The organism is Intrasporangium calvum, assembly GCF_028446585.1.
Classification (GTDB): domain Bacteria; phylum Actinomycetota; class Actinomycetes; order Actinomycetales; family Dermatophilaceae; genus Intrasporangium; species Intrasporangium calvum_A.
The window spans coordinates 61,125-82,687 of sequence record NZ_JAPFQL010000012.1 but is presented as its reverse complement, the minus strand read 5'-3'; the positions used below and the strand labels follow the sequence as shown (position 1 = coordinate 82,687).

Genomic DNA, 21,563 nt, shown 5'->3' with positions numbered 1-21,563 from the left:
GGCGGACGGGGCTGGGCGGACCGGGCTGGGCGGACGGGGCTGGGCGGAGCGGGCCGCCGTCAGGCGGGGCTGAGCACGACGAGCGTGTAGGGCCCGACGGAGACGGTGGCGCTCGCGGGCTGCTCGCCCGCCGGGCTCTCGGCGGCGTCGACATCGAGCGTCGGGTGCCCGCCGAAGAGCGCGCTGTAGGTGGCCGCGTCCGAGTTGAAGCGGACCGCCCAACGGCCCGCGTGAGGCAGCCCCACCGTGACGTCCCGCGCATCGGCGCTCGCGTTGACGACGACGCAGGCCGCCTCGGTGTCGGTCGCCCGGATCCAGGCGATCGTGTTGGCCTCGTCGTCGAGGTGCGTCACGTGAGTGTGCGGGCCGGTGAGGCCGGCCGTTGCGCCGGTCAGGTTGCGCCGCAGGGCCACGAGGTCACGCACGAGCCGGACGATGTCGCGGAACGCCTCGGCGCGCTCCCAGTCGAGGGGCACGGTGTCACGGAACCACTCGTCCTCGAGGAACTCCTGTCCCTGGAAGAGCATCGGGATGCCCGCGCTGGTGAGGGCGATCGCCGTGGCGAGGGTGGCGCGTTTCTGGGCCGGCCAGCCCGTCGGGTTGTCGGCGTCGATCTCGTGCGGGACGCGCAGCTTGCCGTTGGCCACTTCGTCGTGGCTCTCGGAGTAGATGATGCGGTCCCACGGATCGCCCTGTCCCGTGATGACTCCCGCGAGGTCATGCATCGATCGGGCTGCGTCGTCCGGCGTGGTGACGAGAGCCCGCAGGGTGTGGACGAAGCCCGCGTCCCACTGCGCGTTGAAGGCCGCGCCGTCGAGCGAGGTGAGCGCGGGGTCGTTCTGGAGGTCCTCGGCGATGAGGATCTTGCTCGGCAGCTCCTGCCGGATGCTGAGGTTGATGTCGCGCATCAGCGCCCAGCCCTCGGGGATGTCGGTGCCGATCCCGCTGACCGTGCGGATGTAGAGGGTGGCGTCGAAGCGGAGCCCGTCCATGTGGAACTCCTCGATCCACATCAGGGCGTTGTCGCGGCAGTACTGCCGGACCTCCTCGCGGCCGTAGTCCGGTCGGGTGTCGCCCCACGGGGTGTGCGACCGGTCGTCCTGGTAGAAGTAGATGCCGCCCTTGCCGTTGTCGGAGGCGCCGTCGAACTGCCACAGCGACAGGTCGCTCGGGCCGAAGTGGTTGAGCACGACGTCGACGATGACCGCGATCCCGTGCTGGTGCGCGGCGCGGACGAACGCCTTGAGCCGGTCGGGCCCACCGTAGGAGGCCTCGACGGCGAACGGGTGCGCCGGGTTGTAGCCCCACGAGTAGTCGCCGGCGAACTCGGCGACCGGCATCAGCTCGATCGCGTTGATACCGAGGTCCTTGAGGTAGCCGAGCCGGCTCGCCAGGGTGGCGATGTCGCCGGGGTCGCCCTCCTCCGCCACGAACGACCCGATGTGCGTCTCGTAGATGACGAGCTCGTTGTGGTTCGGGGTCGTGAACGAGTCGCCCTGCCAGTCAAAGGCATCCCGGTCGTAGATGATGCCGTTGCCGACGGAGTTGGTGACGGCGCGGGCGCGGGGGTCGACCCGGTGGAGCTGCTCGCCGTCGGTCGTGATGACGTACTTGTACTCGTCTCCCGGGGCGGCGCCCTCGACCTCGCCGTACCAGTGCCCGCCGTCCTCCCGCTCGAGCAGGTGCCGGTCGGCGGACCAGTCGTTGAAGTTGCCGGCTACCGCCACGGCCTCCGCGTGGGGAGCCCAGACGCGGAAGGCCGTGCGGCCGTCGAGGGGCATCGAGCCGATACCAGTTGCGCGGGGCTGGGTCACCGGGCCTCCTCGGGGGCGCTGCGGTCGAGTTGGTTCGACCCTATAGCCGTATGCCGCTGAGTCGGGTCGTCGCGGTTGCGCTTGCTCCCGCTCGCGTGGGGTGGCGCAACGGTGTGTCCTCATGGTGCGGATGGGTACGTCCTTCGCGTGACTTCCCCAACCGAGCAGCTTGCCCCGGCCCTCGAGGTCGACGCCCGGCTGACGGAGATCGAGCGCGAGCTGAACCTGCTGCTGAACCTCACGCCGGTCAACGCGGCCGAGGCGTGGACGGACTTCGAGCGGAGTGACTTCGGGACGGCTCCGACCTTGCGGCTCCGGCCGCTGGAGTTCGAGCCCGACCTCGTGCGACGCGACCTCTACAACCTCGAGATCGAGGGGGTGGAGGACCCAGCGCTGCATGCACTCCTGCGGGCCAAGCGCGACGAGATCGCCCGCATGGTCACGGCCCTGGAGGACCGGGACACGACCCGCTTCCTCTACGGGTCGCTGCAGCTCTATGGCGGCGTGGCACCGAGCCTGGCCCGTGCCGCCGAGCAGCTGCTGGAGGCCATCCCGCCGTTGGCGCCGAGCTCCCAGAGCGTGACTGCGGGCACGTTCGCGGAGGCGGCGCAGGAGGAGTTTGCCCGGTATCGGGAGGTCCACGCGGACTTCCCGACGGCGATGGAGGTCCGCGACGACGTCGGCGAGCTGATGGTGTCGTTCGGCAAGCTGCTCATCCCCGAGTCGGCGGCTTTCCGGTCGGACCGCGTCGAGCCGCTCCTGCACCACGAGATCGGCACCCATGTCGTCACCTACCAGAACGGCGCCAAGCAGCCGCTGCAGCTGCTGACCATCGGGCTGCCGGGCTACGACGAGACCCAGGAGGGTCTGGCCGTGCTGGCCGAGTACCTCACCGGTGGGCTGGACCCGCGCCGGCTCCGGGTCCTGGCGGGCCGCGTCGTCGCGGTCGGCAAGCTGCTCGACGGCGCCGAGTTCCTCGACATCTTCGAGTCGCTGCGGACCGACCACCGCATCCCGACCCGCACGGCCTGGAACATCGCCACCCGCGTCGTCGTCGGCGGCGGCAACGTCAAGGACGCGATCTACCTCCGTGGGATCTCGCGGATCCTCGAGATGCTCGCCGAGGGCGGCAGCCTCGAGCCGCTCTTCGTCGGCAAGCTCGCCCTCGACCACATCCCGCTCATCCAGGAGCTGCTCGACCGTGAAGTGCTCCAGCCCGCGTGGGTGCGTCCCCGCTGGCTGGACGTGCCCGGAGCCCAGGAGCGCCTGCAGGGGCTGCGCGCGGGGGCGACCGTCATCGACCTGTACGAAGGAGAGGAAGCCGCATGAGGATCGCGTTCTTTGTCAAGGATGTTGCGACCGAGATCGACGAGTACGCCACGACCCGCCTCGCCAGGGCAGCCAGCCAAGCCGGCCACGAGGCCTGGTACATCGGCGTCGGCGACGTCGAGCTCGGCGACACCGACGGCCGCCTGTGGGGCCGTGCACGTCGCGCCGACTTCGGCGCGGACGACACGCTCGCGAGCTACATGGAGCGGATCAAGGAGAGCGAGCCGGAGCGGATCGTCCTGGACGACCTCGACGCCTTCTTCCTGCGCAACGAGTCGATCGACGACCTGCAGGAACGGCCCTGGGCGAGCCCGATGGGCCCCGTCTTCGGGCAGATGCTCAAGGCCCGGGGTGTCACCGTCGTCAACGACCCGATGTCGATCATCCGCGCGACGAGCAAGCTCTATCTCGAGGAGTTCCCCGAGAAGATCCGGCCCCGGTCGCTCGTGACGCGGGACCCGGAGGCGATCAAGGCCTTCGTGGAACGGGTCGGCCACTCGGTCGTCAAGCCGCTCTACGGGGGCAAGGGCCGCAACGTCTTCATGATCGAGGACGAGAACGAGACGAACCTCGCCCAGATGACCGAGGCCGTGCTGGAGGACGGCTACGCCATCGTCCAGGAGTTCATCGACGGTGGAGAGAACGGCGATGTCCGGATCTTCGTGCTCAACGGTGAGGTCCTGCAGCAGGACGGCAAGCTCGCTGCGTTCCGCCGGGTCCCGACGGGCAACGACCCACGGGCCAACATCAGCGTCGGCGGCCGTTCGGTGCCCATCGAGCCGGACGCCGTCGAGCTCACCGTCGTCGAGGCGATGCGGGACAAGCTCCGGGCCGACGGGATGTTCTTCGTGGGGATCGACGTCATCGGCGACAAGATCGTCGAGATCAACGCCGAGAGCCCGGGCGGAATGCAGAGCATCGAGCGGCTCTACGACATGGACATCGGCACCACCGTGACCAAGGCGCTCGAGGAGCGGGTCCGCTCGAAGTCCTGACCCGCCCCTCCACTCGAGTGGCCCCACTCTCCACACGAACGCACCCCTCCACTCGAGTGGCCCCACTGTCCACACACGTTCGTATGCCGCTGGGCTCGCCAGGTGCCCACGCAAACTCGAGTGGCCCCACCGTCCACAGGCTTCCTGGGGACGGCGGGGCCACTCGAGTTTGGGGGAGGGGGTGGCTACCAGCCGGCGAGGCGGCGGACGGTCTGCACCGTGTCGATCTCGGTGACGGGCTTGTCGTCGCGGTAGCGCAGCACTCGCGCGAACCGCAGTGCCATGCCGCCCTCGTAGCGGCTCGAGCGCTGCACGCCGTCGAAGGCCACCTCGACGACCTGCTCGGGCCGGACGCGCACGACCCACTCACCGGAGTCCGGGTCGTCCAGCGCCAGCTCGCGGAACCGCTCCGTCTGCCACCGCAGCATCTCGTCGGTCATCCCCTTGAAGGTCTTGCCGAGCATGACGAGGTGTCCCGTTTCTGCGTCGCGGGCCGCGAGGTGGATGTTGGAGAGCCAGCCGCGGCGCCTCCCGCTGCCCCACTCGACGGCCAGGACCACGAGGTCGAGGGTGTGGCGTGGCTTGACCTTGATCCAGCCCGGTCCGCGGCGGCCGGCGGCGTAGGGCAGGGACGGGTCCTTGACGACCACGCCCTCGTGCCCGGAGCGGATGACGTCGTCGAAGAAGGCCTGCGCCTCCTCCGGTTCGCCGGTCAGCAGGCGCGGGGGCAGCCACGCGCCGGGCACGGTCTCGGAGAGCCGGGTCCAACGGTCGGTGGCCGGCAGGTCGAGCAGGTCGTCACCATCGACATGGAGCAGGTCGAAGAAGTACGGCGTGAGCGGCACCTCGGTGCGTAGGCGCTCGGGGTCGGCGGTGCTCGCCGTGCGAGCACCGGTCACCTGGAACGGCTCCGGACGACCGTCCTCCCGGAGCGCGATCACCTCGCCGTCGAGCACGGCCGCCGCGACGTCGAGGCCGGCGAGCGACTCGACGATCTCGGGCATCCGGTCGGTCACGTCCTCGAGGGTGCGGGTGAAGAGCCGCACCTCCGGCGCGCTGCCGCGCCGGTCGACATGGGCTTGCAGGCGGATGCCGTCGAGCTTCGTCTCGACGAGGGCCTCGGCCCCGATGCCGTCGAGAGCCGAGGGGACATCGGGCGCGGAGCCGGCGAGCATCGGCCGGAGCGGGCGGCCCACCTCGAGCGTGAGCGCCTCGAGCGCCTCCGCACCGCCGTCGAGGGCTGCCCGGGCGACCGGTCCCGCGTGACCGGCCAGCATGACCGCGCGCCGGACGGCCGCATCCGGGACCTCCGCGGCCTTGGCGATGGCCTGCAGCATGACGCCGTCGCCCGCGCCCTGACGGGTCTCGCCGGTGATGAGCCCGCGCAGCCACTGCTGCTCGTCATGGGTGGCTCGCTCGAACAGGGACCGGACGAGCTCGGACCGGCGTCCCGCGGAGCCGGGCCCGCTCACCGCGGCCAGCTCGGTGGCCAGGGCATCGACCTCGAGGACCGTGAGGGTCGAGGCTGCGGCTGGTTCAGGCAGGGACCGCAGCCCGCGCCAGCTGACGCCGAGCCGCCGCTGGGGCAGCACGCCTGCCAGGTGCGCGGCCACGACCTCGACGGTCTCCGGCCCCTCGGTCGCCGCTCGGGTCAGGCAGGCGGCGAGGGCCTCGACCTTGGCCGTGCGGGACGAGGTGGCCGCGACGGCGCGGGAGGTGGCGACGACCTCGGAGAGCGGGAGTGGCATGGGTCGATCCTCCACCAGGACCCCGACGTTGAACTCCCGTTCGAGGTGTCGACCAACTCCTGGTGGTCGCCAGATACCTCGAACCACGGGGTGGTGGGGCCAGGACGGGTGGGGATCACAGGGTGAGGCACTTGACGGAGGGGCGACCCGCGGGCCAAGGTAAGCAAGCGCTTAGTTGCGCGTCCACCCGCCTGTCAGGAGTGCCATGCCAGACCGCGAGACCGCGCCGCTGCGCACGGCCGTCGTCACCGGAGCGGCCCGCGGCATCGGCCGGGCGATTGCCCAGCGTCTCGTGGACGAGGGCCTGCACGTCGTCGTCAACGACGTCGACGCTGACGAGCTCGCCACCACGGCGGCCGCGATCGGAGCCGACGCCATGCCGGGCGACGCGGCCAGCACGGCCGGGGTGGACGCCCTGGTCAGCCAGGCACTGGCGCACCTCGGCACCATCGACCTCTTCGTGGCCAACGCCGGCATCACCTCTGGCGCCGGCCTGGACGCCACCGACGACGACTGGGCCCGCCTGCTCGAGGTCAACGTGCTCTCCCAGGTCCGGGCCGCCCGCCGGCTCGTCCCCCACTGGCTGGAGGCCGGGCACGGCCGGCTCGTCCTCACCGCCTCGGCGGCCGGGCTGCTCACCATGCTGGGCGACCTGCCCTACTCGGTGACCAAGCACGGCTCGGTCGCCCTGGCGGAGTGGCTGGCCGCGACCTACCGGCACCGCGGCATCGTCGTCCAGGCGGTCTGTCCGCTCGGTGTGGACACCCGGATCCTCGAGGAGGCCGGCCCGCTCAAGGACCTCCTCACCCGTGACGGCACCCTCGCGCCCGAGGACGTGGCCGAGTCGGTGTGGCAGGGCCTGCAGGGCGACGCCATCCACGTCCTCCCGCACCCCTCGGTGCGCGACTACTACGCCGGCCGGGCAGCCGATCCGGACGCCTGGCTCGGCGGCATGAACAAGATCCAGCAACGACTCGAGAGGCACCAGCAGTGAGCGACCAGACCCAGACCGACCAGACCCAGACCGGCCAGACGCAGGCCGAGCACCGCACGGCGATCGTCACCGGAGCCGCCCGTGGTATTGGGGCGGCGGTGGCCAAGCGCCTCGCCGCGGACGGCCTGCAGGTGGCCGTCCTCGATCTCGACGAGAGTGCGTGCGCTGCAGTGGTCTCGGAGATCGAGCAGGCCGGCGGCAAGGCGCTCGCTGTCGGTGTCGACGTCTCCGACGAGGCCGGTGTGCAGGCAGCGGTCGAGCGGGTCGCGGCCGAGCTCGGCGCCCCGACCGTGCTGATCAACAACGCCGGCATCATCCGGGACAACATGCTCTTCAAGATGACGGTCGACGACTGGGACGCCGTGATGGGCGTGCACCTGCGCGGCTCGTTCCTCATGGCCCGCGCGTGCCAGAAGCACATGGTCGACGCGAAGTGGGGCCGGATCGTCAACCTGTCCTCCACCTCGGCCCTCGGCAACCGGGGTCAGGCGAACTACTCGGCGGCCAAGGCCGGCCTGCAGGGCTTCACCAAGACGCTCGCGATCGAGCTCGGCCGCTTCGGTGTCACGGCCAACGCCATCGCGCCCGGCTTCATCGCCACCGACATGACCAAGGCGACGGCCGAGCGGATGGGCATCACCTTCGAGCAGTTCCTCGAGGGCGCCGCGAAGGAGATCCCGGTCGGCCGGGTCGGCCTGCCGGAGGACATCGCCGCGACGGCCGCCTTCCTGGTGCGTGAGGATGCCGGCTTCGTGTCGGGGCAGGTCATCTACGTCGCCGGCGGGCCGAAGGCCTGACATGCGCACGTTCAACGGACTCGGCGAGCTGACTGCCGCGGTGGGCGAGGAGCTCGGCGCCAGCGACTGGCACGAGATCACCCAGGAGCAGGTCAACCTCTTCGCCGAGGCGACGGGCGACCACCAGTGGATCCACGTCGACCCGGAGCGAGCGGCAGCCGGTCCGTTCGGGCAGACCATCGCGCACGGCTACCTGACCCTGTCCCTGCTCCCGGTCCTCGTCGCCGAGATCTACCGCGTCGACGGCGTGAAGATGGGCCTGAACTACGGGACCAACAAGGTGCGCTTCCCGACGCCCGTCCCGGTCGGCAGCAAGGTCCGGGCCAGCGCGCAGCTGGTCGAGCTGACGCCGATCGCGATCGGCTCCCAGGCCGTCGTGCGGGTGACCGTGGAGATCGAGGGTGCCGCCAAGCCGGCCTGCGTGGCCGACGTCGTCTGGGTGTACGTGCCTTGACCACACCCCCGACCCAGCCACCCGCGCCAGGAGAGCCGACCGGGGGAGCGAGCCCAGCGGCATACGGCAGCAGTGAGTCGACCCACCCGCCCGGCCTGCCGCTCCGCCCGCTCGCCGACTTCCTGGCGCGGGAGGCGCCCGGACTGCTCAGCCCGCCGCTGACCGCGCGGCTCATCGCCGGCGGCAAGTCCAACCTCACCTACGCCGTCGGCGACGGCGAGCGCAGCGTCATCGTGCGCCGGCCGCCGCTCGGGCACGTCCTCGCGACCGCGCACGACATGGTGCGCGAGCACCGGGTGATCACCGCGCTGCGGGACACGCCCGTCCCGGTGCCCGAGACCTACGCCGTGTGCCCGGACGACAGCGTCATCGGCGCGCCGTTCTACGTCATGGAGCTCGCCCCGGGCACGCCCTTCCGGCTGGCCTCGGAGCTGGAGCCGCTCGGCCCCGAGCGGACCCGCGCCATCAGCGAGCGGATGGTCGACACGCTCGTCGCGCTCCATGCGGTCGACCCGGCTGCCGTGGGCCTCAGCGACTTCGGCCGCCCGGACGGCTTCCTGCAACGGCAGGTGCGCCGGTGGGGACAGCAGCTCGACGCCTCCCGCTCCCGCGACGTCGCCGGCATCGACGAGCTGCGTGCGTGGCTGACCGGCAACGTCCCGCCGGAGTCCCCGCCCGCGATCGTGCACGGCGACTTCCGCCTCGACAACCTGCTCGTGGACACGACCGACGAGCGCGACCGGGTCACCGCCGTGCTCGACTGGGAGATGGCCACGCTCGGTGACCCGCTCACCGACGTCGGGCTGCTGCAGGTCTACCAGGCGCTCGCCCGGCTCGGCGGCGGCGACGGGGTCTCCGACGTCGCGCTCGCGCCCGGTTGGCTCACGCCCGAGGAGATCCTCCAGCGGTATGCCGCTGGGTCGGGTCGCGATCTGGGCAACCTCTCGTTCCACCTGGGTCTCGCGTACTTCAAGCTCGCGGTGATCCTCGAGGGCATCCACTACCGCTACACCCAGGGCCAGACCGTCGGCGAGGGGTTCGCCGGGATCGGAGCGGCCGTCGAGCCGCTCGTCGCCGCCGGCCTCGCCGCCGTCAAGGAGGACTAGATGGACTTCGCACTGTCACCGCGCGCCGAGGAGCTGTCCCAGGCCATGTGGGCCTTCATGCGGGAGGAGGTCTTCGCGGCGGAGGAGCCCTACTACCGGCACCTGGCCGAGCACGGTCAGTACGACCACCCGCCGGTCGTGGAGCGGCTCAAGGAGTCGGCGCGGCGCCGCGGCCTGTGGAACCTCTTCCTGCCCGCCGAGTCGGGGCTGTCCAACGTCGACTACGCGGCGATCGCGGAGATCTCCGGCTGGTCGCCGGTCATCGCCCCCGAGGCGATCAACTGCCAGGCGCCGGACACCGGCAACATGGAGGTGCTGCACATGTTCGGCACCCCGGAGCAGAAGGAGCGCTGGCTCGAGCCGCTGCTCGCCGGGGAGATCCGCTCGGCGTTCTCGATGACCGAGCCCGACGTCGCGTCCTCCGACGCGACGAACATCCAGACGGTGATCCGCCGCGAGGGCGACGAGTACGTCATCAACGGTCGCAAGTGGTGGTCCAGCGGCGCGATGGACGAGCGCTGCCAGGTCTTCATCGTCATGGGCAAGACCGACCCGACCGCGGACACGCACCGGCAGCAGTCGATGATCCTCGTGCCGCGCGACACCCCGGGCCTGACAGTCGAGCGGGACCTGTCGATCTTCGGCTACCACGACCAGCACGGGCACGCCGAGATCGTCTTCCGGGACGTCCGCGTGCCGGTCACGAATCTCCTTGCCGGAGAGGGTGATGGGTTCATGATCGCCCAGGCTCGCTTGGGCCCCGGGCGGATCCACCACGCGATGCGCGCCATCGGGATGGCGGAGCGGGCTCTCGCGCTCATGGTGGACCGGGCCAAGTCGCGGGTGGCGTTCGGCGAGCACCTCTCACACATGGGGGTCGTCCAGGAGCTCATCGCGCAGTCGCGGATGGAGATCGACCAGGCGCGGCTCTACGTCTACAAGACGGCATGGCTCATCGACAAGTACGGCGCCAAGGGCGCCCGCACGGAGATCGCCGCGATCAAGGTGGCGGCGCCCGCGATGGCGACCAGGGTGATCGACCGGGCGATCGAGGTCTTCGGCGCAGCCGGCGTCTCACAGGACACGCCGCTCGCGTACTTCTACTCGTGGGCGCGGGTGCTGCGGATCGTCGACGGCCCCGATGCGGTGCACCGGCGCACCATCGCGCGCCAGGAGCTCAAGAGGGCGGCGCCCTGGGTCGGGTGAGACGCGGGGCGCTGTCGCCCGCGACCCCTCGTAGGCTGACCGGCATGGCCGCATCCTCCCTCCGCGCAGACCGCACGTGGCTCGTCGCCCTGGCCGCCAGCCTCTGGGGCCTCTCCGCGATCTGGCGCGACCCCCTCGCGAAGCAGTACCCGTCCGTGGCGATCGTCTTCTGGGAGCACCTGGTCCTCGTGCTCCTCGTGTCGCCGTGGCTCGTCGACGCGGTCCGCGCGGTCGCCCGGGCGAGCCGCCGCACCCAGGTGAGCGTGCTCGTCATCGGTGCCGGGTCGTCGGCGCTCGCGACGACGCTCTTCACGTCGGCGTTCCGGCTCGGCGACCCGATCACGCCGCAGGTGCTCCAGAAGCTCCAGCCGCTCATCGCGCTCCTCCTCGCCGCCGCCATCCTCGGCGAGCGGTTGCGCGCGTCCTTCGCCTGGTTCGCCGTCCCGGCGATCGCGGGCGCGTGGCTGCTCAGCTTCAAGGACCCCTTCGCCGTCTCCGTCAGCAGCCTGTATGCCGCTGGGCTCGCTCTCGGGGCAGCGGCGCTCTGGGCGGCCGGCACCGTCCTCGGACGGGCCGCCAGCGCTGAGCTCACCTTCCGTCAGCTCACGACCCTGCGCTTCGGCGTGGGTCTGGTGGCGCTCGCCGTCATCTCGCTCGTGACGGGGACCTCTCTGCGCGTCGAGGCTGCCTCGGCGGGCAACATCGTCGTCCTCGCCCTCGTGCCGGGCCTGCTGGCGCTGCTCCTCTACTACCGCGGGCTGCGCAACACGCCGGCCTCGCGGGCCACCCTCGCGGAGCTGGCCTTCCCCATCACCGCGGCCGTCGTCGGCGTGACCGTGCTCGGCCGGACGCTGGCCCCCTCGCAGTGGGTCGGCTTCGCCATCGTCCTCACGGCGGTCGTCGGTCTGGCGCTGCACGAGCGGCGCAGCGAGCGGCCGTCCGTCGCTGTTGCAGACCGCGCCGACGAGGCGATCGGCACGCGGGGCTGACATGTTCTTCGAGGACTTCGCCGTCGGCCAGACCTACACGAGCCAGGGCAGGACGATCACCGAGACCGACGTCGTCCTCTTCGCCGGCTGGAGCTGGGACACCAACCCGCCCCACACCGACGCCGAGTCGATGAAGGACAGCCGCTTCGGCGGGCGGATCGCGCACGGCATGCTCGGGCTCTCGGTCGCGATGGGCCTCGCCTCGCGCCTCGGTATCTTCGAGGACAGCTCGATCGCCCTGCTCGGCGTCGACGACTGGCGGTTCCACGCGCCGATCCTCATCGGGGACACCGTCGCCGTGACCGTCGAGATCACCGGGGTCCGCCGTACCAGCGCCGGAGACGCGGGCATCCTGTCCCGCCGCTTCACCCTGACCAACCAGGACGGCGTCGTCGTCCAGTCGGGCGACATCGGCCTCATGGTGCGGACCAGGTCAGGCCACGGCGACTGAGTCGAGGGCGACTGAGTCGAGCCGGCCTGCCTGCCGCTCAGGCGCCGAGAGGCAGGCCCTCGCCGGGAGCCAGGTGCTGGTCGAGGAAGGCGGTGATCCTCGCACGGTGCTCGGCCCAGTCGCCCGCGCCCACCTCGACGGTCAGCGTGGGGATGCCGAGTCGCGGCAGGAGGTCGAGCTCGACCGCGCGGCGGCGCCGCATGAACTCCACGTAGCCGTCGAAGCCGGTCAGACCGTTGGCCAGGCCGTGGCCCTGGCCGCAGTGGTACTCGATGACGCTGTCGAGCCACTCCCTCGGGCGCTCTGCGGCGGCGCGTTCGAGTGCGGGGGTCGGCTCGCCCGCGTCGAGGTAGACGACGACTGGGTTGAGTCGCGCCACGGCGGTCGCGAGGCGGCTCACGTGCGACTCGATGACCTCCGCGGGCTGGTCGAAGCGCGCCATGAGCGCGCACAGGGGGTTCTGGACGAGTACGCACTCGAAGACGTAGACCGTCTCGTCCTGGTCGGCCTGGTTGCCGAAGGCCTCCCAGCTCGCGCCAAGGACCCGCCGGTGGGCCTCGGGGGTGATGGCTCCGTCGTAGGCGTCGTGCTCGGCGAGGCGGGCGCGCAGGTCGGCGGGCCACGTCGGGTGCTGGCCGTAGCGCACCAGCCACGAGCCCTCCAGGGACTCGACCGACCGCATCAGCTCCTCACCCTGCGCGGGGAACGCGGCCACCACGCCCACCAGCGACTCGGTCGAGAGCACGGCGACCTGCTCGAAGTCCACGGGATGGTCGGTGCGGCCCTCCGGATGGAAGGACACCGCCTGACCTCGCTCGGTGAGCCAGCCGCTGAGGAACTCGGCGGTCGTGCTCTTGCCCGATCCGGGCAGACCCTCGACCATGACCAGCTGCGCCAACGTGACCCCTGCTCTCGTGTGGTGGTGTCCGGTTCGCCCGGTCCGGGCGATTTCGCGAGCGCAGTCTACGGAGCCGGCACTCCAGTCGCGGCCGTGCAGCGAAATCGTTATGCGACCGGTCGATCTACACGAGATCTTCATCGAAGGCTGACGTTTTGGGCGGCAGGCATGAGGCACGCTGACACCTCAACCTGCTTGCCCCGAGGAGTCTCATGTTTCCCCTGCGCCGTGCCCTGCGCCCCGTCGCCGCCGTCACTGTCGCCCTCGTCCTGACTGCCTGCAGCTCGAGCGACGCTGAGGGCCGCGACGGCGACGTCATGTTTGCGCAGATGATGATCCCGCACCACGAGCAGGCCGTTGAGATGGCCGACCTCGCCCTGGAGAAGGACGGCGTGTCCGCCGAGGTCAAGGACCTGGCGACGGACATCAAGGCGGCCCAGGATCCCGAGATCAAGACGATGTCCGAGTGGCTCACCGAGTGGAAGGCCCCGGCGTCGGCCTCCAACGGCATGGACCACGGCGGTGGCCACGACGCCGGTGCCGGCATGATGTCCGATGACGACATGCAGGCGCTGCAGGCCGCCGAGGGCGCGGAGTTCGACAAGCAGTGGCTGACGATGATGATCGAGCACCACGAGGGCGCCGTCGAGATGGCCAAGGACGTCCTGAAGACCACGAAGGACCCGGAGGTCAAGACCCTGGCCGAGGCCGTCGTGAGCGGTCAGGAGGCCGAGATCAGCACCATGCAGGGGCTGCTCGACTGAGCATGGGTCGCGTCAGCCGACGACCAGGGCCAAGATCGACGCATGGCGTCTGACACGGTCGGGATCGTCGGTGGCGGGATCGTCGGGCTGGCCATCGGCCGAGAGATCATGCGGCAGCGTCCGGGCGTGCGCGTGGTCGTGCTCGAGAAGGAGGACCGTGTCGCCGGCCACCAGACGGGCCACAACTCGGGCGTGGTGCATGCCGGGATCTACTACCGTCCGGGCAGCCTCAAGGCCGAGCTGTGCACCCGGGGCCGGCATCTGCTGAGGGACTACTGCGCGGAGCAGGGCATCGTCTACGACGAGTGCGGCAAGCTCGTCGTTGCGGTGGATCCGGCGGAGATCGGCCGCCTCGACGCGCTCGAGGAGACGGCACGGGCCAACGCCGTGCCCGGGCTGACCCGCCTCGACGCGGTGGGGATCCGTGAGATCGAGCCGCACGCCGCCGGTCTCGCGGCCCTGCACTCCCCGCATACGGCGATCACCGACTTCGTGGCCGTCGCCGAGGCCATGGCTCGGGAGATCCGCGGGGGCGGTGGCGAGGTCCGCCTCGGCAGCGAGGTCACCGGAGTGGAGCGCCGCCCGGGCGGTGTCGACGTCACCTGCGGCCCCGAGCGGCATCGCGTCGACCACGTCGTGCTCTGCGCGGGCCTGCAGGCGGACCGGGTCGCCGGGCTGGCGGGAGACCGGGGCGGGCCGAGGATCGTCCCGTTCCGCGGTGAGTACCTCAGCGTCACCGCCCCGAAGCGCGACCTGGTGCGCGGCATGGTCTATCCGGTGCCCGACCCGCGTTACCCGTTCCTCGGCGTGCACTTCACCCGCCGCGTCACGGGAGCGCTCGATGTCGGGCCGAACGCCGTCCTCAGCCTCAAGCGCGAGGGCTACCGCCGATCCGACGTGAGCCTCGCCGACGTGCGCGACACCGTCACCTGGCCCGGCTTCTGGCACCTGGCGCAGCGGCACTGGCGCACGGGAGCCAAGGAGGTCGTCGGATCGCTGTCCACCCGCGCCTACCTGCGGGTGGCCTCGCGCTACGTCCCTGAGATCGGGCCGGCCGACGTCGTCCGCAACGGGATGGGGGTGCGGGCGCAGGCGGTCGAGCGCGACGGCACCCTGGTCGACGACTTCCGCATCACGCACGGCGACGGCGTCACGAGCGTCCGCAACGCACCCTCGCCGGCCGCGACCTCCAGCTTGGCCATCGCCGAGCACGTGGTACGCGAGATGGGCCGCGCCCGCTGACCTGCCCGCTGACCTGCGAGTTGACCTGCCCGGCACCCGGCCCGGCACCCAGCCCGCGGTGCCGCGGTGGCCAGCCCAGCGGCATACGGCCTGATGAACTATTTCCCGAAGGCCTCGTCGAAGGCCGACTCCATCTCGGGCGTCCACTCGGAGGAGTAGCCGCAGCTGTTGACCGTGCCTCCGGTCGCGGTGATGAGGTAGCGCCTGCCCTCCCCGAACTCCACGCCCCCTTCGAGGGCGACCGCCCCGTCGAGCGTGGCGAGCTTCACGAGCTGGGAGCCGTCGCCGCCCTTGTACCAGCGGTCCACCCGCAAGGTGACGGCCTTCGACTCGACGACGGTCGCGGTGCCCGAGAAGGCGACCTCCATCGGCCGCAGGACGTCCACGGAGAAGGCGAGGCACGAGCCCATCGCGTCGCTCGCCGGCAGCCCCAGCGTCATGACCTGAGCCGGCCGCGCCGACGGCGGCGCCGGTTCGTCACCCGCCCCGCTCAGGAGCACACCGGTCGCTCCGAGTGCCACGACGGCAGCCGCAGCGGCCGCCAGGGGCCACCGGGCCCGGCGCCTCCCGGACTCGATGGTCGTCAGGGGGGTGGTCAGCTGGTCGTTCTCGCGCATGGTGGCCTCCGCCATCTCGTCAACCCACGGATCGGGCGCGTCGGTGCCGGCGGCTGGGTCCGCTGCGCGGAGCCGAGCCAGGAGCTCGTCGTCGTTCACCGTGGCCTCCTCTCTTCGTCGGGTATCTGTCCGCCGATAGGTCCGGTCTTTCCGATCCGGCGGGCGAGCTCCTTCTTGGCCCGGTGCAGACGAATGCTGACCGCGTTCGCAGTGAGGCCGGTGACCGCGGCGATCTCCTTGGGGGGCAGGCCCTCCCACGCCCACAGCATCACGATCTCTCGGTCCAGCTCGCGCAACCCGGCCAGCGCCGCGTGGACGTCCGCATGCTCTCCCGGCCCTTCGCCCGGGGACGGGCTCTTGGTCCGCGACCTGGCGAGCCGGTCGACGAGACGCAGGTGTCGAGCCGCCGACCGGCGCCGGTTGGCGAGGCAGCCGCGGGCGACGGCATACGTCCAGGGGAGCGGGTCCTCGGCGGGGACGTCGGACAGCCGGCGCCACAGGACGAGGAAGACGTCGGAGACGACGTCGTCCACCGAGGCGGGATCGACGCGGCGGGCGACGTAGCGGCGGAGGGGGAGGGCGACCTCGCGGGCCAGCACCGTGAACCGCGCCGTCGCGTCGGTGTCGGACATGGTTTCCACACTTCCATCTGTCCGGCTGCCCGCGGATCCTTTCGGACCGGACACGCACGGCGGGCGAAGGCACGCAAGACGACCTGCCAGCGTGAGAGTCTGTGCGCGTGATCAACGAGCGAGCCAGCGGCGTCCAGCTGCACGTCACGTCACTGCCGGACGGCCGGCTCGGGTCCTCGGCCCGCGCCTTCGTCGACTGGCTGGCCGCTGCGGGCCAGTCCGTGTGGCAGGTGCTGCCCGTGTCGGTGCCCGACGAGCACGGATCGCCCTACAAGTCGCCCTCGGCGTTCGCCGCATCGCCCGCCCTTCTCGAGCACCCGGACGCTCCGGTCAGCGACGCGGAGCTCGCGCAGTTCGCCGACCGTGAGTCCTACTGGGTGGACTCGTGGACGGCCTTCGGTGGAGACCTCGCCGACCAGGTCCGCTTCGCTCGCGAGTGGGCCGAGCTGAGGGCCTACGCCGCGGAGCGTGGCGTCAGGATCATGGGCGACGTGCCCATCTACGTCGCGCCGGACGGGGCGGACACCCGGGCGTGGCCGCACCTCTTCCGCAACGACGCCGTGGCCGGCTGCCCCCCGGACGCCTACGCGGCCACCGGTCAGCTCTGGGGCAACCCGCTCTACCGCTGGGACGTCATGGCGGCCGAGGACTTCCGCTGGTGGGTCGAGCGACTCCGCCGCACCTTCGACCTCTTCGACTACGTCCGTCTCGACCACTTCCGCGGGTTCGCCGGCTTCTGGGCCATCCCCGCGGACGCCGAGACCGCGATGAGCGGCCACTGGGAGCCGGGTCCCGGGCGTCCCCTCTTCGACGCCGCCCGCGCCGAGCTGGGCGACCTGCCGATGCTCGCGGAGGACCTCGGCGACATCGACGCCCCCGTGGTCGAGCTGCGCCACGAGCTGGTGCTGCCGGGGATGGCGGTCCTCCAGTTCGGGTTCACGCCGTGGGACCCGCACAACATCCACCACCCCGCCCGCCTGCGCCACGACCAGGTCGTCTACACCGGCACTCATGACAACGACACGGTCGTCGGGTGGTGGGCCGGCCTCTCGGAGGACGCCCGCGACATGGCGCGCGGCCTCCTCTGGGAGAGGGACGTGCGCGCCAACGTCGACCACGAGCCGTCGTGGGCGATGATCGAGCTGGCGCTGTCCATGCCGTGCCAGCTGACGATGATGCAGGCCCAGGACGTGCTCGGCCTCGGCTCCGAGGCTCGGATGAACACCCCGGGCGTCGAGGGCGGCTGGTCCTGGCGGATGGAGCCTGGTGCCCTGACCGGGGGCCACGCGGACCGGTTGCGCGCGCTCACTCGGGCTGCCGGTCGAGCCCGCTGAGCGCGAGCGCGCCCGCCAGGGTCAGGGGCGCCTTCAGGGTGTTGAGTTCCGGTGCCTGCCGATCAGGACCGCGGCGATGAGCACGATGATGAAGAGGAACCGGCCGTTGAGCACCGACAGGACGGCGATCGGGACGGTCACAGCAGCCACGAACTGCTGGCCCCCACTCAGGCCTCGGAACCATTGCACGGCAGCCCGGCCGGAGAGCCGCAACCGGTGCCCGAGCCGGCCCAGGGCTCCGATCGGTTGCGTGATGTGCGCGGGGTCGCGTTCAGGTTGGGGGAGCTTCAGCTCGGCGGGCACCCGCGCGTCGATGGCCGCCACGACGGCGGCGCCCTTGCGGTAGGCGTTCGGCTCGACGGCGATGGACCAACCGTCGCGCGAGATGACGAGCCGAGCTCCGTCCGGGTACTCGAGCAGCCCTGCCACGCCGTTGAACCACACGGTCGTCAGCTGGCCCTCAGCCGAGTGCTGGAGCGCATCCTCGCTGAGCAGCAGCGAGGCCTGGGCGGTGTGATGCGGGTAGCGGGTGGCGCCCTCGGCCACGAAAGAGGTGCGGTTCCGCAGCAGCTCGATCCCCGGCACGGCCTCGGCTCCCTGCGGCAGCCCGAGCACCAGCGAGCTCTGCACCTCTGCCATCACGGCGGCAATCTCCTGCGGCGTGACCGCAGAGGACAGCTCATGGGACTCCTCGAAGGTGTAGAACTCCGACTCGGTCATCAGTGAAGCAGCGGCGGACCAGGCGATTCCCGGGGCGATGGCCGGGTCGCGCAGCTGCCTCTCTCGGGTGATCCGCAGGTCGTCGAGCATCGACTGCGGTGGGCCTTCCTCCGCCAGCCGGGAGAGGGCGGCGATGAACTCCGGCCCGCACGTCTCACGTCCTTCGGAGCTGATGTCGCTGCCGCACAGCAGGATCGCCGTGTCGCGCGTGACCCGCTCGAGGTCGGCCCACGGCCCGTAGGCGACCCCGTGTCCTTGCCGGAGCGACTCGTTGAGGGTCCGCCGGATGACCTCTGGGGCCAGGCCGGCGCCGAACCCGCGGGTGACGGCTCCCGAGGCCACCAGGCCCGAGTGGACCCAGTGCAGGCCCGGCAGCGTCGACGCCACCGCCTCCGGCAGCACGGGCCGGTGCCACTCGCCGGCCCCCAGCCCGGGTGCGAAGTCGTCGGGCAGGCGCTGGTCGGTGGCCAGGACGGCGTTGTGTGCCACGAACATCCGGGCTGCCCAAGCCCTCAGCCCCTCGGCGGAGACCCGTGACAGGCCCAGCTCCCGATAAGCGGTCAGCCCCGGCCCCTGGGCGCCGTAACGCCACTCGAGGTTGCTCGCTCCGGTGCCGATGGGGCGCTGCTCGGACTCGGCGCGCAGGACCTTGGCCTCGTGCTCGATACCGGAGAGGTCGGGCTCGGCGAGCCACCGCGTCAGCTTGAGCAGGTGCTCGAACACCGCCTCGCGCTCGCCGTCGAAGTCGAACCGGGTCTCATAGAGCCCGACGGCCGCGTTGAACGACAGCCGCGGGTCGCTCCACCCGTGCAGCGCGGAGTGCTCCAGCAGGTGGGTCCACCCGCTCGTCGCCAGCGTCTCGTCGGCCTGCCCGACTCGGAAGAACAGCGTGGCCCGCATCGTCTCGCGCGGCGCCGAGACACTGAAGACGCGCAGCCCGTCGCGCACCTCATCGTGCAGTTCCATGGTCACCCCTGTCGTCACTCGGCGCTCACCGTAGTGGACGCAGGCGAAAGCCGCATGCGGGATCTCCCGTATGCCGCTGAGCCGGCCCCGCGCCCAAGGTCACTCGGGCGCGGGGCGGGCGGCTCAGAAGGTGCCGCAGTTGGACGTGGCGGCCTTGCCGGCGAACCGGTCGGCGAGGAACGCCTGCGCGTCGACGTAGCTGGCGAGAGCCCCGCCGACGTGTCCGGGGGCGAGGTTCGGCTTGAACTGCACCGGGGCGCCCTGGGCGCACCAGCGCTGTGCCGTGCCGAGACCGGCCTGGTAGGCGACGATGTCGTCGAGCTGGCTGTGCGACACCAGGGTCGGCACGGCCGGGCGGCGGGCGTCGCCGAGCAGCTGCTCACCGATGATGCCGGCCCACTCGGGCTCGCGGATGACCTCCTTGACGTACTGGCCGGTGGTGGTCAGCGTGTTCGTCTGCGTGAAGGCCGTCGTCAGCAGGGTCTCGACGGTGCACTGCGTGGAGATCCGGTCCAGCCACGCCCGGCCCTGGTCGTTCAGCAGGGTGGCGACGTTCGTCTCGTAGGTCGCGGTGATGCCGTGCAGGGCGTAGCCGAGGAAGCCGACGGCGAAGTTGCCGTCGATCTGGTCGGCGACGAGGGTGAGGTCCCCGGGGATGCCACCGGCCGCGCCGGCCACGACGTTGAGCTCGGGGGCATAGGTCGCCTCGAGCTCGAGGGCGGAGGCCGCGGCGCCCCCACCCTGGGAGTAGCCGGTGATCGCCACGGGGGCCGACGCCGACAGGCCGGTGTTGGCCAGGCGGAAGGCGGCCCGGACGCCGTCGAGCACGGCATGGCCCTGCGACTCGCGGATCATGTAGGTGTGCATGCCCTGGGTGCCGAGGCCCTCGTAGTCGGTGATGACGACGGCGTAGCCACGGTCGACGAGCCCGGTGATGAAGGGGGCCTCGTACTCCGTGCCGACCGTGGTCTGCACGGACGGCGCGCACTGGTCGCCGACGCCCTGGGTGCCGACGGCGAAGGCGACGACGGGACGGGGGCCCGAGCCCGTCCACGACGTGTTGGGCACGAGCAGCTGCCCGGTCACGGCGATGGGGGTGCCGGAGCGGTCCGTCGTGCGGTACATCATCCGGGTGACCGTGGCGTCGACCTTGACGAGCTTGAGCGGCGAGATCCAGAACTCGGACGGCTCGCTGCGGATGATCGCGCCGTTGCCCGACGGCAGGCTCGAGGGCGTGCTGTAGAAGCTGAGGCCCGGGCCGGGGGAGCAGGTGAGCTTCGCGTCGCCCCAGTCGGCGTGGTCCTGGCCGATGCCGTCACCCGAGTCGTCGACGACGAGCTCGACGAAGTCGGCACCGGCGATGTCGGCCTTGAGCGAGTGGGTCAGTGAGAAGCCGGTGAGTCGTCCGGTCTCGTAGACCTGGTAGCCGTCGGCGATGACCCGGAAGTTCACCGACCCGCCGCCACCGACCTCCTCGTCGATGCCGACCTTCGCGGTCAAGGTCGTGCAGTTGCCGCCGGTGTAGTAGCGGATCCGCGAGCTGGCGTGCGTGCCAAGGCCTTTGGCGAACGTGTAGACGTTGACGCGGAGCGGGCCGCCGTCTCCGGCTGCGTCCTCACCGTTGGAGCGGTCCTTCTCGACCGGTCCCCAGCCGTTGCTCGCGGAGACCCAGGGCAGGTCGCTGGCATAGGCCGAGGCGGTCGGGGCGACGAGGTCCCCGAGTGGCTCGGCGTGGCGATCGCCGGAGCATTCGAACTTCGCGCCGCCCCAGCTCGCGTGGTCCTGGCCGATCCCGTCGCCGCCGTCGCTGACGATCAGGTCGACGTAGCGGGCGCCGTCGATGTTGGCCTCGATCCTTGCGCCCTTGGAGCTGCCCTTGAGGACCGGGGTCTGCGCCGCCACGACGCCGTCGGCCACGACCGTGAAGATCACCGAGCCGCCGAGCCACACCTCGTCGTCGACGCCGACGTCGGAAACGAAGGTCTCGCAGTTCTTCCCGACGTCGTAGCGGATCGCCGAGCTGGCATGGACGCCAAGGCCTTTGGCGTACGTGGTGCCGTCGATCCGGATGGCCGTGCCGTCGCCGGCCCGGTCCTCGCCGTTGGACCGGTCTCGCTCGACCGGGCCCCAGCCGTTGGTTGCCGACACCCAGTCGAGGTCGCTCGCGTAGGTGTCACTGGTCGGGGCAGCCGGGTCGGCTGCCTGGGCGGGACCGGCCAGTGCGGTGATCGGGGCGACCGTGAGGGCTGTCGCCAGGACGAGCGCGCATCGTGCGCGCCAGGTGGACCACGTCATTGTGGATCTCCTCTCCGGTGCACGGTCGCAGAGGGGAGGGGCGACCGTGCCCGGACCGGACGCTAGTGACCGCCAGTAACTTACTCAAGGGTATGTCCGGTTTGTGGATGATCGCGCGGACCGGGTGGGGACAGATGACGCACCTTCGCGCGTCGGACTGGCATCTCCGTGCTGAGCCGTCAGCGCCCCGTCCACGAACGTCCGTCATCCGT

19 protein-coding genes are annotated in these 21,563 nt (G+C 71.2%); 12 read left to right on the top strand and 7 right to left on the bottom strand.

From position 1 onward, the window contains the following. Positions 1–59: 59 nt before the first annotated feature. Complete coding sequence (locus OO014_RS04840) at positions 60–1,814, bottom strand: alpha-amylase family glycosyl hydrolase (protein ID WP_272461148.1); 1,755 nt, start codon at positions 1,812–1,814, stop codon at positions 60–62. Between the two features lie 147 nt (positions 1,815–1,961). On the opposite strand from OO014_RS04840, the gene OO014_RS04835 reads away from it, so the two are divergent. After that, positions 1,962–3,143: a flavohemoglobin expression-modulating QEGLA motif protein gene (locus tag OO014_RS04835; RefSeq protein ID WP_272461147.1), complete on the top strand. Its 1,182-nt coding sequence runs from the start codon at positions 1,962–1,964 to the stop codon at positions 3,141–3,143. Continuing rightward, positions 3,140–4,138 carry a glutathione synthase gene (locus OO014_RS04830; protein WP_272461146.1) on the top strand — a complete coding sequence of 333 codons (999 nt, stop codon included), beginning with the start codon at positions 3,140–3,142 and terminating at the stop codon, positions 4,136–4,138. The genes OO014_RS04835 and OO014_RS04830 overlap by 4 nt, the downstream gene beginning before the upstream one ends. Positions 4,139–4,323: 185 nt before the next feature. Here OO014_RS04830 and OO014_RS04825 read toward each other — a convergent pair whose 3' ends face one another. Then, entirely contained in the window at positions 4,324–5,886 is a 1,563-nt protein-coding gene (locus OO014_RS04825; protein WP_272461145.1) for an ATP-dependent DNA ligase, read from the bottom strand. 205 nt (positions 5,887–6,091) lie between these two features. Here OO014_RS04825 and OO014_RS04820 point away from each other — a divergent pair, with 205 nt between their 5' ends. Genes OO014_RS04820 through OO014_RS04790 form a run of 7 tightly spaced genes read left to right on the top strand, consistent with a single transcriptional unit; the run spans position 6,092 to position 11,883 of the window. Continuing rightward, positions 6,092–6,880 (top strand): SDR family oxidoreductase, encoded by a 789-nt coding sequence (locus OO014_RS04820; protein WP_272461144.1) that lies wholly within the window; start codon positions 6,092–6,094, stop codon positions 6,878–6,880. Next, positions 6,877–7,677: a 3-oxoacyl-ACP reductase FabG gene (gene fabG / locus OO014_RS04815; protein WP_272461143.1), complete on the top strand. Its 801-nt coding sequence runs from the start codon at positions 6,877–6,879 to the stop codon at positions 7,675–7,677. The genes OO014_RS04820 and fabG overlap by 4 nt, the downstream gene beginning before the upstream one ends. Position 7,678: 1 nt before the next feature. Next, positions 7,679–8,131, top strand: coding sequence for a MaoC family dehydratase (locus OO014_RS04810; RefSeq protein ID WP_272461142.1), 453 nt, complete (start codon positions 7,679–7,681; stop codon positions 8,129–8,131). After that, entirely contained in the window at positions 8,128–9,237 is a 1,110-nt protein-coding gene (locus OO014_RS04805; RefSeq protein WP_272461141.1) for a phosphotransferase family protein, read from the top strand. Before OO014_RS04810 ends, OO014_RS04805 begins: the two co-directional genes overlap by 4 nt. After that, a complete protein-coding gene (locus OO014_RS04800) occupies positions 9,238–10,443 on the top strand; it encodes an acyl-CoA dehydrogenase family protein (RefSeq protein WP_272461140.1) in 1,206 nt (401 codons plus the stop codon). It begins immediately after the preceding gene. Between the two features lie 44 nt (positions 10,444–10,487). Then, complete coding sequence (locus OO014_RS04795; protein WP_272461139.1) at positions 10,488–11,432, top strand: DMT family transporter; 945 nt, start codon at positions 10,488–10,490, stop codon at positions 11,430–11,432. 1 nt (position 11,433) lies between these two features. Next, entirely contained in the window at positions 11,434–11,883 is a 450-nt protein-coding gene (locus OO014_RS04790; RefSeq protein WP_272461138.1) for a MaoC/PaaZ C-terminal domain-containing protein, read from the top strand. Positions 11,884–11,920: 37 nt separating this feature from the next. Here the strand turns inward: OO014_RS04790 and OO014_RS04785 are convergent, their stop codons facing one another. Further along, the gene (locus tag OO014_RS04785; RefSeq protein ID WP_272461137.1) at positions 11,921–12,781 is read right to left on the bottom strand and encodes a hypothetical protein; all 861 of its coding nucleotides are present in this window, start codon (positions 12,779–12,781) and stop codon (positions 11,921–11,923) included. A 212-nt stretch (positions 12,782–12,993) separates the two neighbouring features. Here OO014_RS04785 and OO014_RS04780 point away from each other — a divergent pair, with 212 nt between their 5' ends. Together OO014_RS04780 and lhgO are read left to right on the top strand one after the other, a co-directional pair. After that, positions 12,994–13,545: a DUF305 domain-containing protein gene (locus OO014_RS04780; RefSeq protein ID WP_272461136.1), complete on the top strand. Its 552-nt coding sequence runs from the start codon at positions 12,994–12,996 to the stop codon at positions 13,543–13,545. A gap of 42 nt (positions 13,546–13,587) precedes the next feature. Further along, on the top strand, positions 13,588–14,787 hold the full coding sequence (gene lhgO, locus OO014_RS04775) for an L-2-hydroxyglutarate oxidase (RefSeq protein ID WP_272461135.1): 1,200 nt from the start codon (positions 13,588–13,590) through the stop codon (positions 14,785–14,787). Positions 14,788–14,885: 98 nt separating this feature from the next. Here lhgO and OO014_RS04770 read toward each other — a convergent pair whose 3' ends face one another. Both OO014_RS04770 and OO014_RS04765 read right to left on the bottom strand, forming a co-directional pair. Further along, positions 14,886–15,503 carry a hypothetical protein gene (locus OO014_RS04770; RefSeq protein WP_272461134.1) on the bottom strand — a complete coding sequence of 206 codons (618 nt, stop codon included), beginning with the start codon at positions 15,501–15,503 and terminating at the stop codon, positions 14,886–14,888. Next, positions 15,500–16,036 carry an RNA polymerase sigma factor gene (locus OO014_RS04765; RefSeq protein WP_272461133.1) on the bottom strand — a complete coding sequence of 179 codons (537 nt, stop codon included), beginning with the start codon at positions 16,034–16,036 and terminating at the stop codon, positions 15,500–15,502. The genes OO014_RS04770 and OO014_RS04765 overlap by 4 nt, the downstream gene beginning before the upstream one ends. A 107-nt stretch (positions 16,037–16,143) precedes the next feature. On the opposite strand from OO014_RS04765, the gene OO014_RS04760 reads away from it, so the two are divergent. After that, positions 16,144–17,370, top strand: a complete 1,227-nt coding sequence (locus OO014_RS04760) for a 4-alpha-glucanotransferase (RefSeq protein ID WP_272461132.1) — start codon at positions 16,144–16,146, stop codon at positions 17,368–17,370. A 33-nt stretch (positions 17,371–17,403) separates the two neighbouring features. Here the strand turns inward: OO014_RS04760 and OO014_RS04755 are convergent, their stop codons facing one another. Both OO014_RS04755 and OO014_RS04750 read right to left on the bottom strand, forming a co-directional pair. Further along, on the bottom strand, positions 17,404–19,056 hold the full coding sequence (locus tag OO014_RS04755) for a hypothetical protein (RefSeq protein ID WP_272461131.1): 1,653 nt from the start codon (positions 19,054–19,056) through the stop codon (positions 17,404–17,406). Positions 19,057–19,179: 123 nt separating this feature from the next. Further along, complete coding sequence (locus tag OO014_RS04750) at positions 19,180–21,351, bottom strand: NPCBM/NEW2 domain-containing protein (RefSeq protein WP_272461130.1); 2,172 nt, start codon at positions 21,349–21,351, stop codon at positions 19,180–19,182. Positions 21,352–21,563: the final 212 nt, after the last annotated feature.

Coding starts and splice junctions, on each gene's coding strand:
- lhgO (WP_272461135.1), top strand. CDS start 13,588: ATGGCGTCTGACACGGTCGGGATCGTCGGTGGCGGGATCGTCGGGCTG.
- OO014_RS04780 (WP_272461136.1), top strand. CDS start 12,994: ATGTTTCCCCTGCGCCGTGCCCTGCGCCCCGTCGCCGCCGTCACTGTC.
- OO014_RS04765 (WP_272461133.1), bottom strand. CDS start 16,036: ATGTCCGACACCGACGCGACGGCGCGGTTCACGGTGCTGGCCCGCGAG.
- OO014_RS04830 (WP_272461146.1), top strand. CDS start 3,140: ATGAGGATCGCGTTCTTTGTCAAGGATGTTGCGACCGAGATCGACGAG.
- OO014_RS04755 (WP_272461131.1), bottom strand. CDS start 19,056: ATGGAACTGCACGATGAGGTGCGCGACGGGCTGCGCGTCTTCAGTGTC.
- OO014_RS04795 (WP_272461139.1), top strand. CDS start 10,488: ATGGCCGCATCCTCCCTCCGCGCAGACCGCACGTGGCTCGTCGCCCTG.
- OO014_RS04825 (WP_272461145.1), bottom strand. CDS start 5,886: ATGCCACTCCCGCTCTCCGAGGTCGTCGCCACCTCCCGCGCCGTCGCG.
- OO014_RS04820 (WP_272461144.1), top strand. CDS start 6,092: ATGCCAGACCGCGAGACCGCGCCGCTGCGCACGGCCGTCGTCACCGGA.
- OO014_RS04790 (WP_272461138.1), top strand. CDS start 11,434: ATGTTCTTCGAGGACTTCGCCGTCGGCCAGACCTACACGAGCCAGGGC.
- OO014_RS04810 (WP_272461142.1), top strand. CDS start 7,679: ATGCGCACGTTCAACGGACTCGGCGAGCTGACTGCCGCGGTGGGCGAG.
- OO014_RS04800 (WP_272461140.1), top strand. CDS start 9,238: ATGGACTTCGCACTGTCACCGCGCGCCGAGGAGCTGTCCCAGGCCATG.
- OO014_RS04750 (WP_272461130.1), bottom strand. CDS start 21,351: ATGACGTGGTCCACCTGGCGCGCACGATGCGCGCTCGTCCTGGCGACA.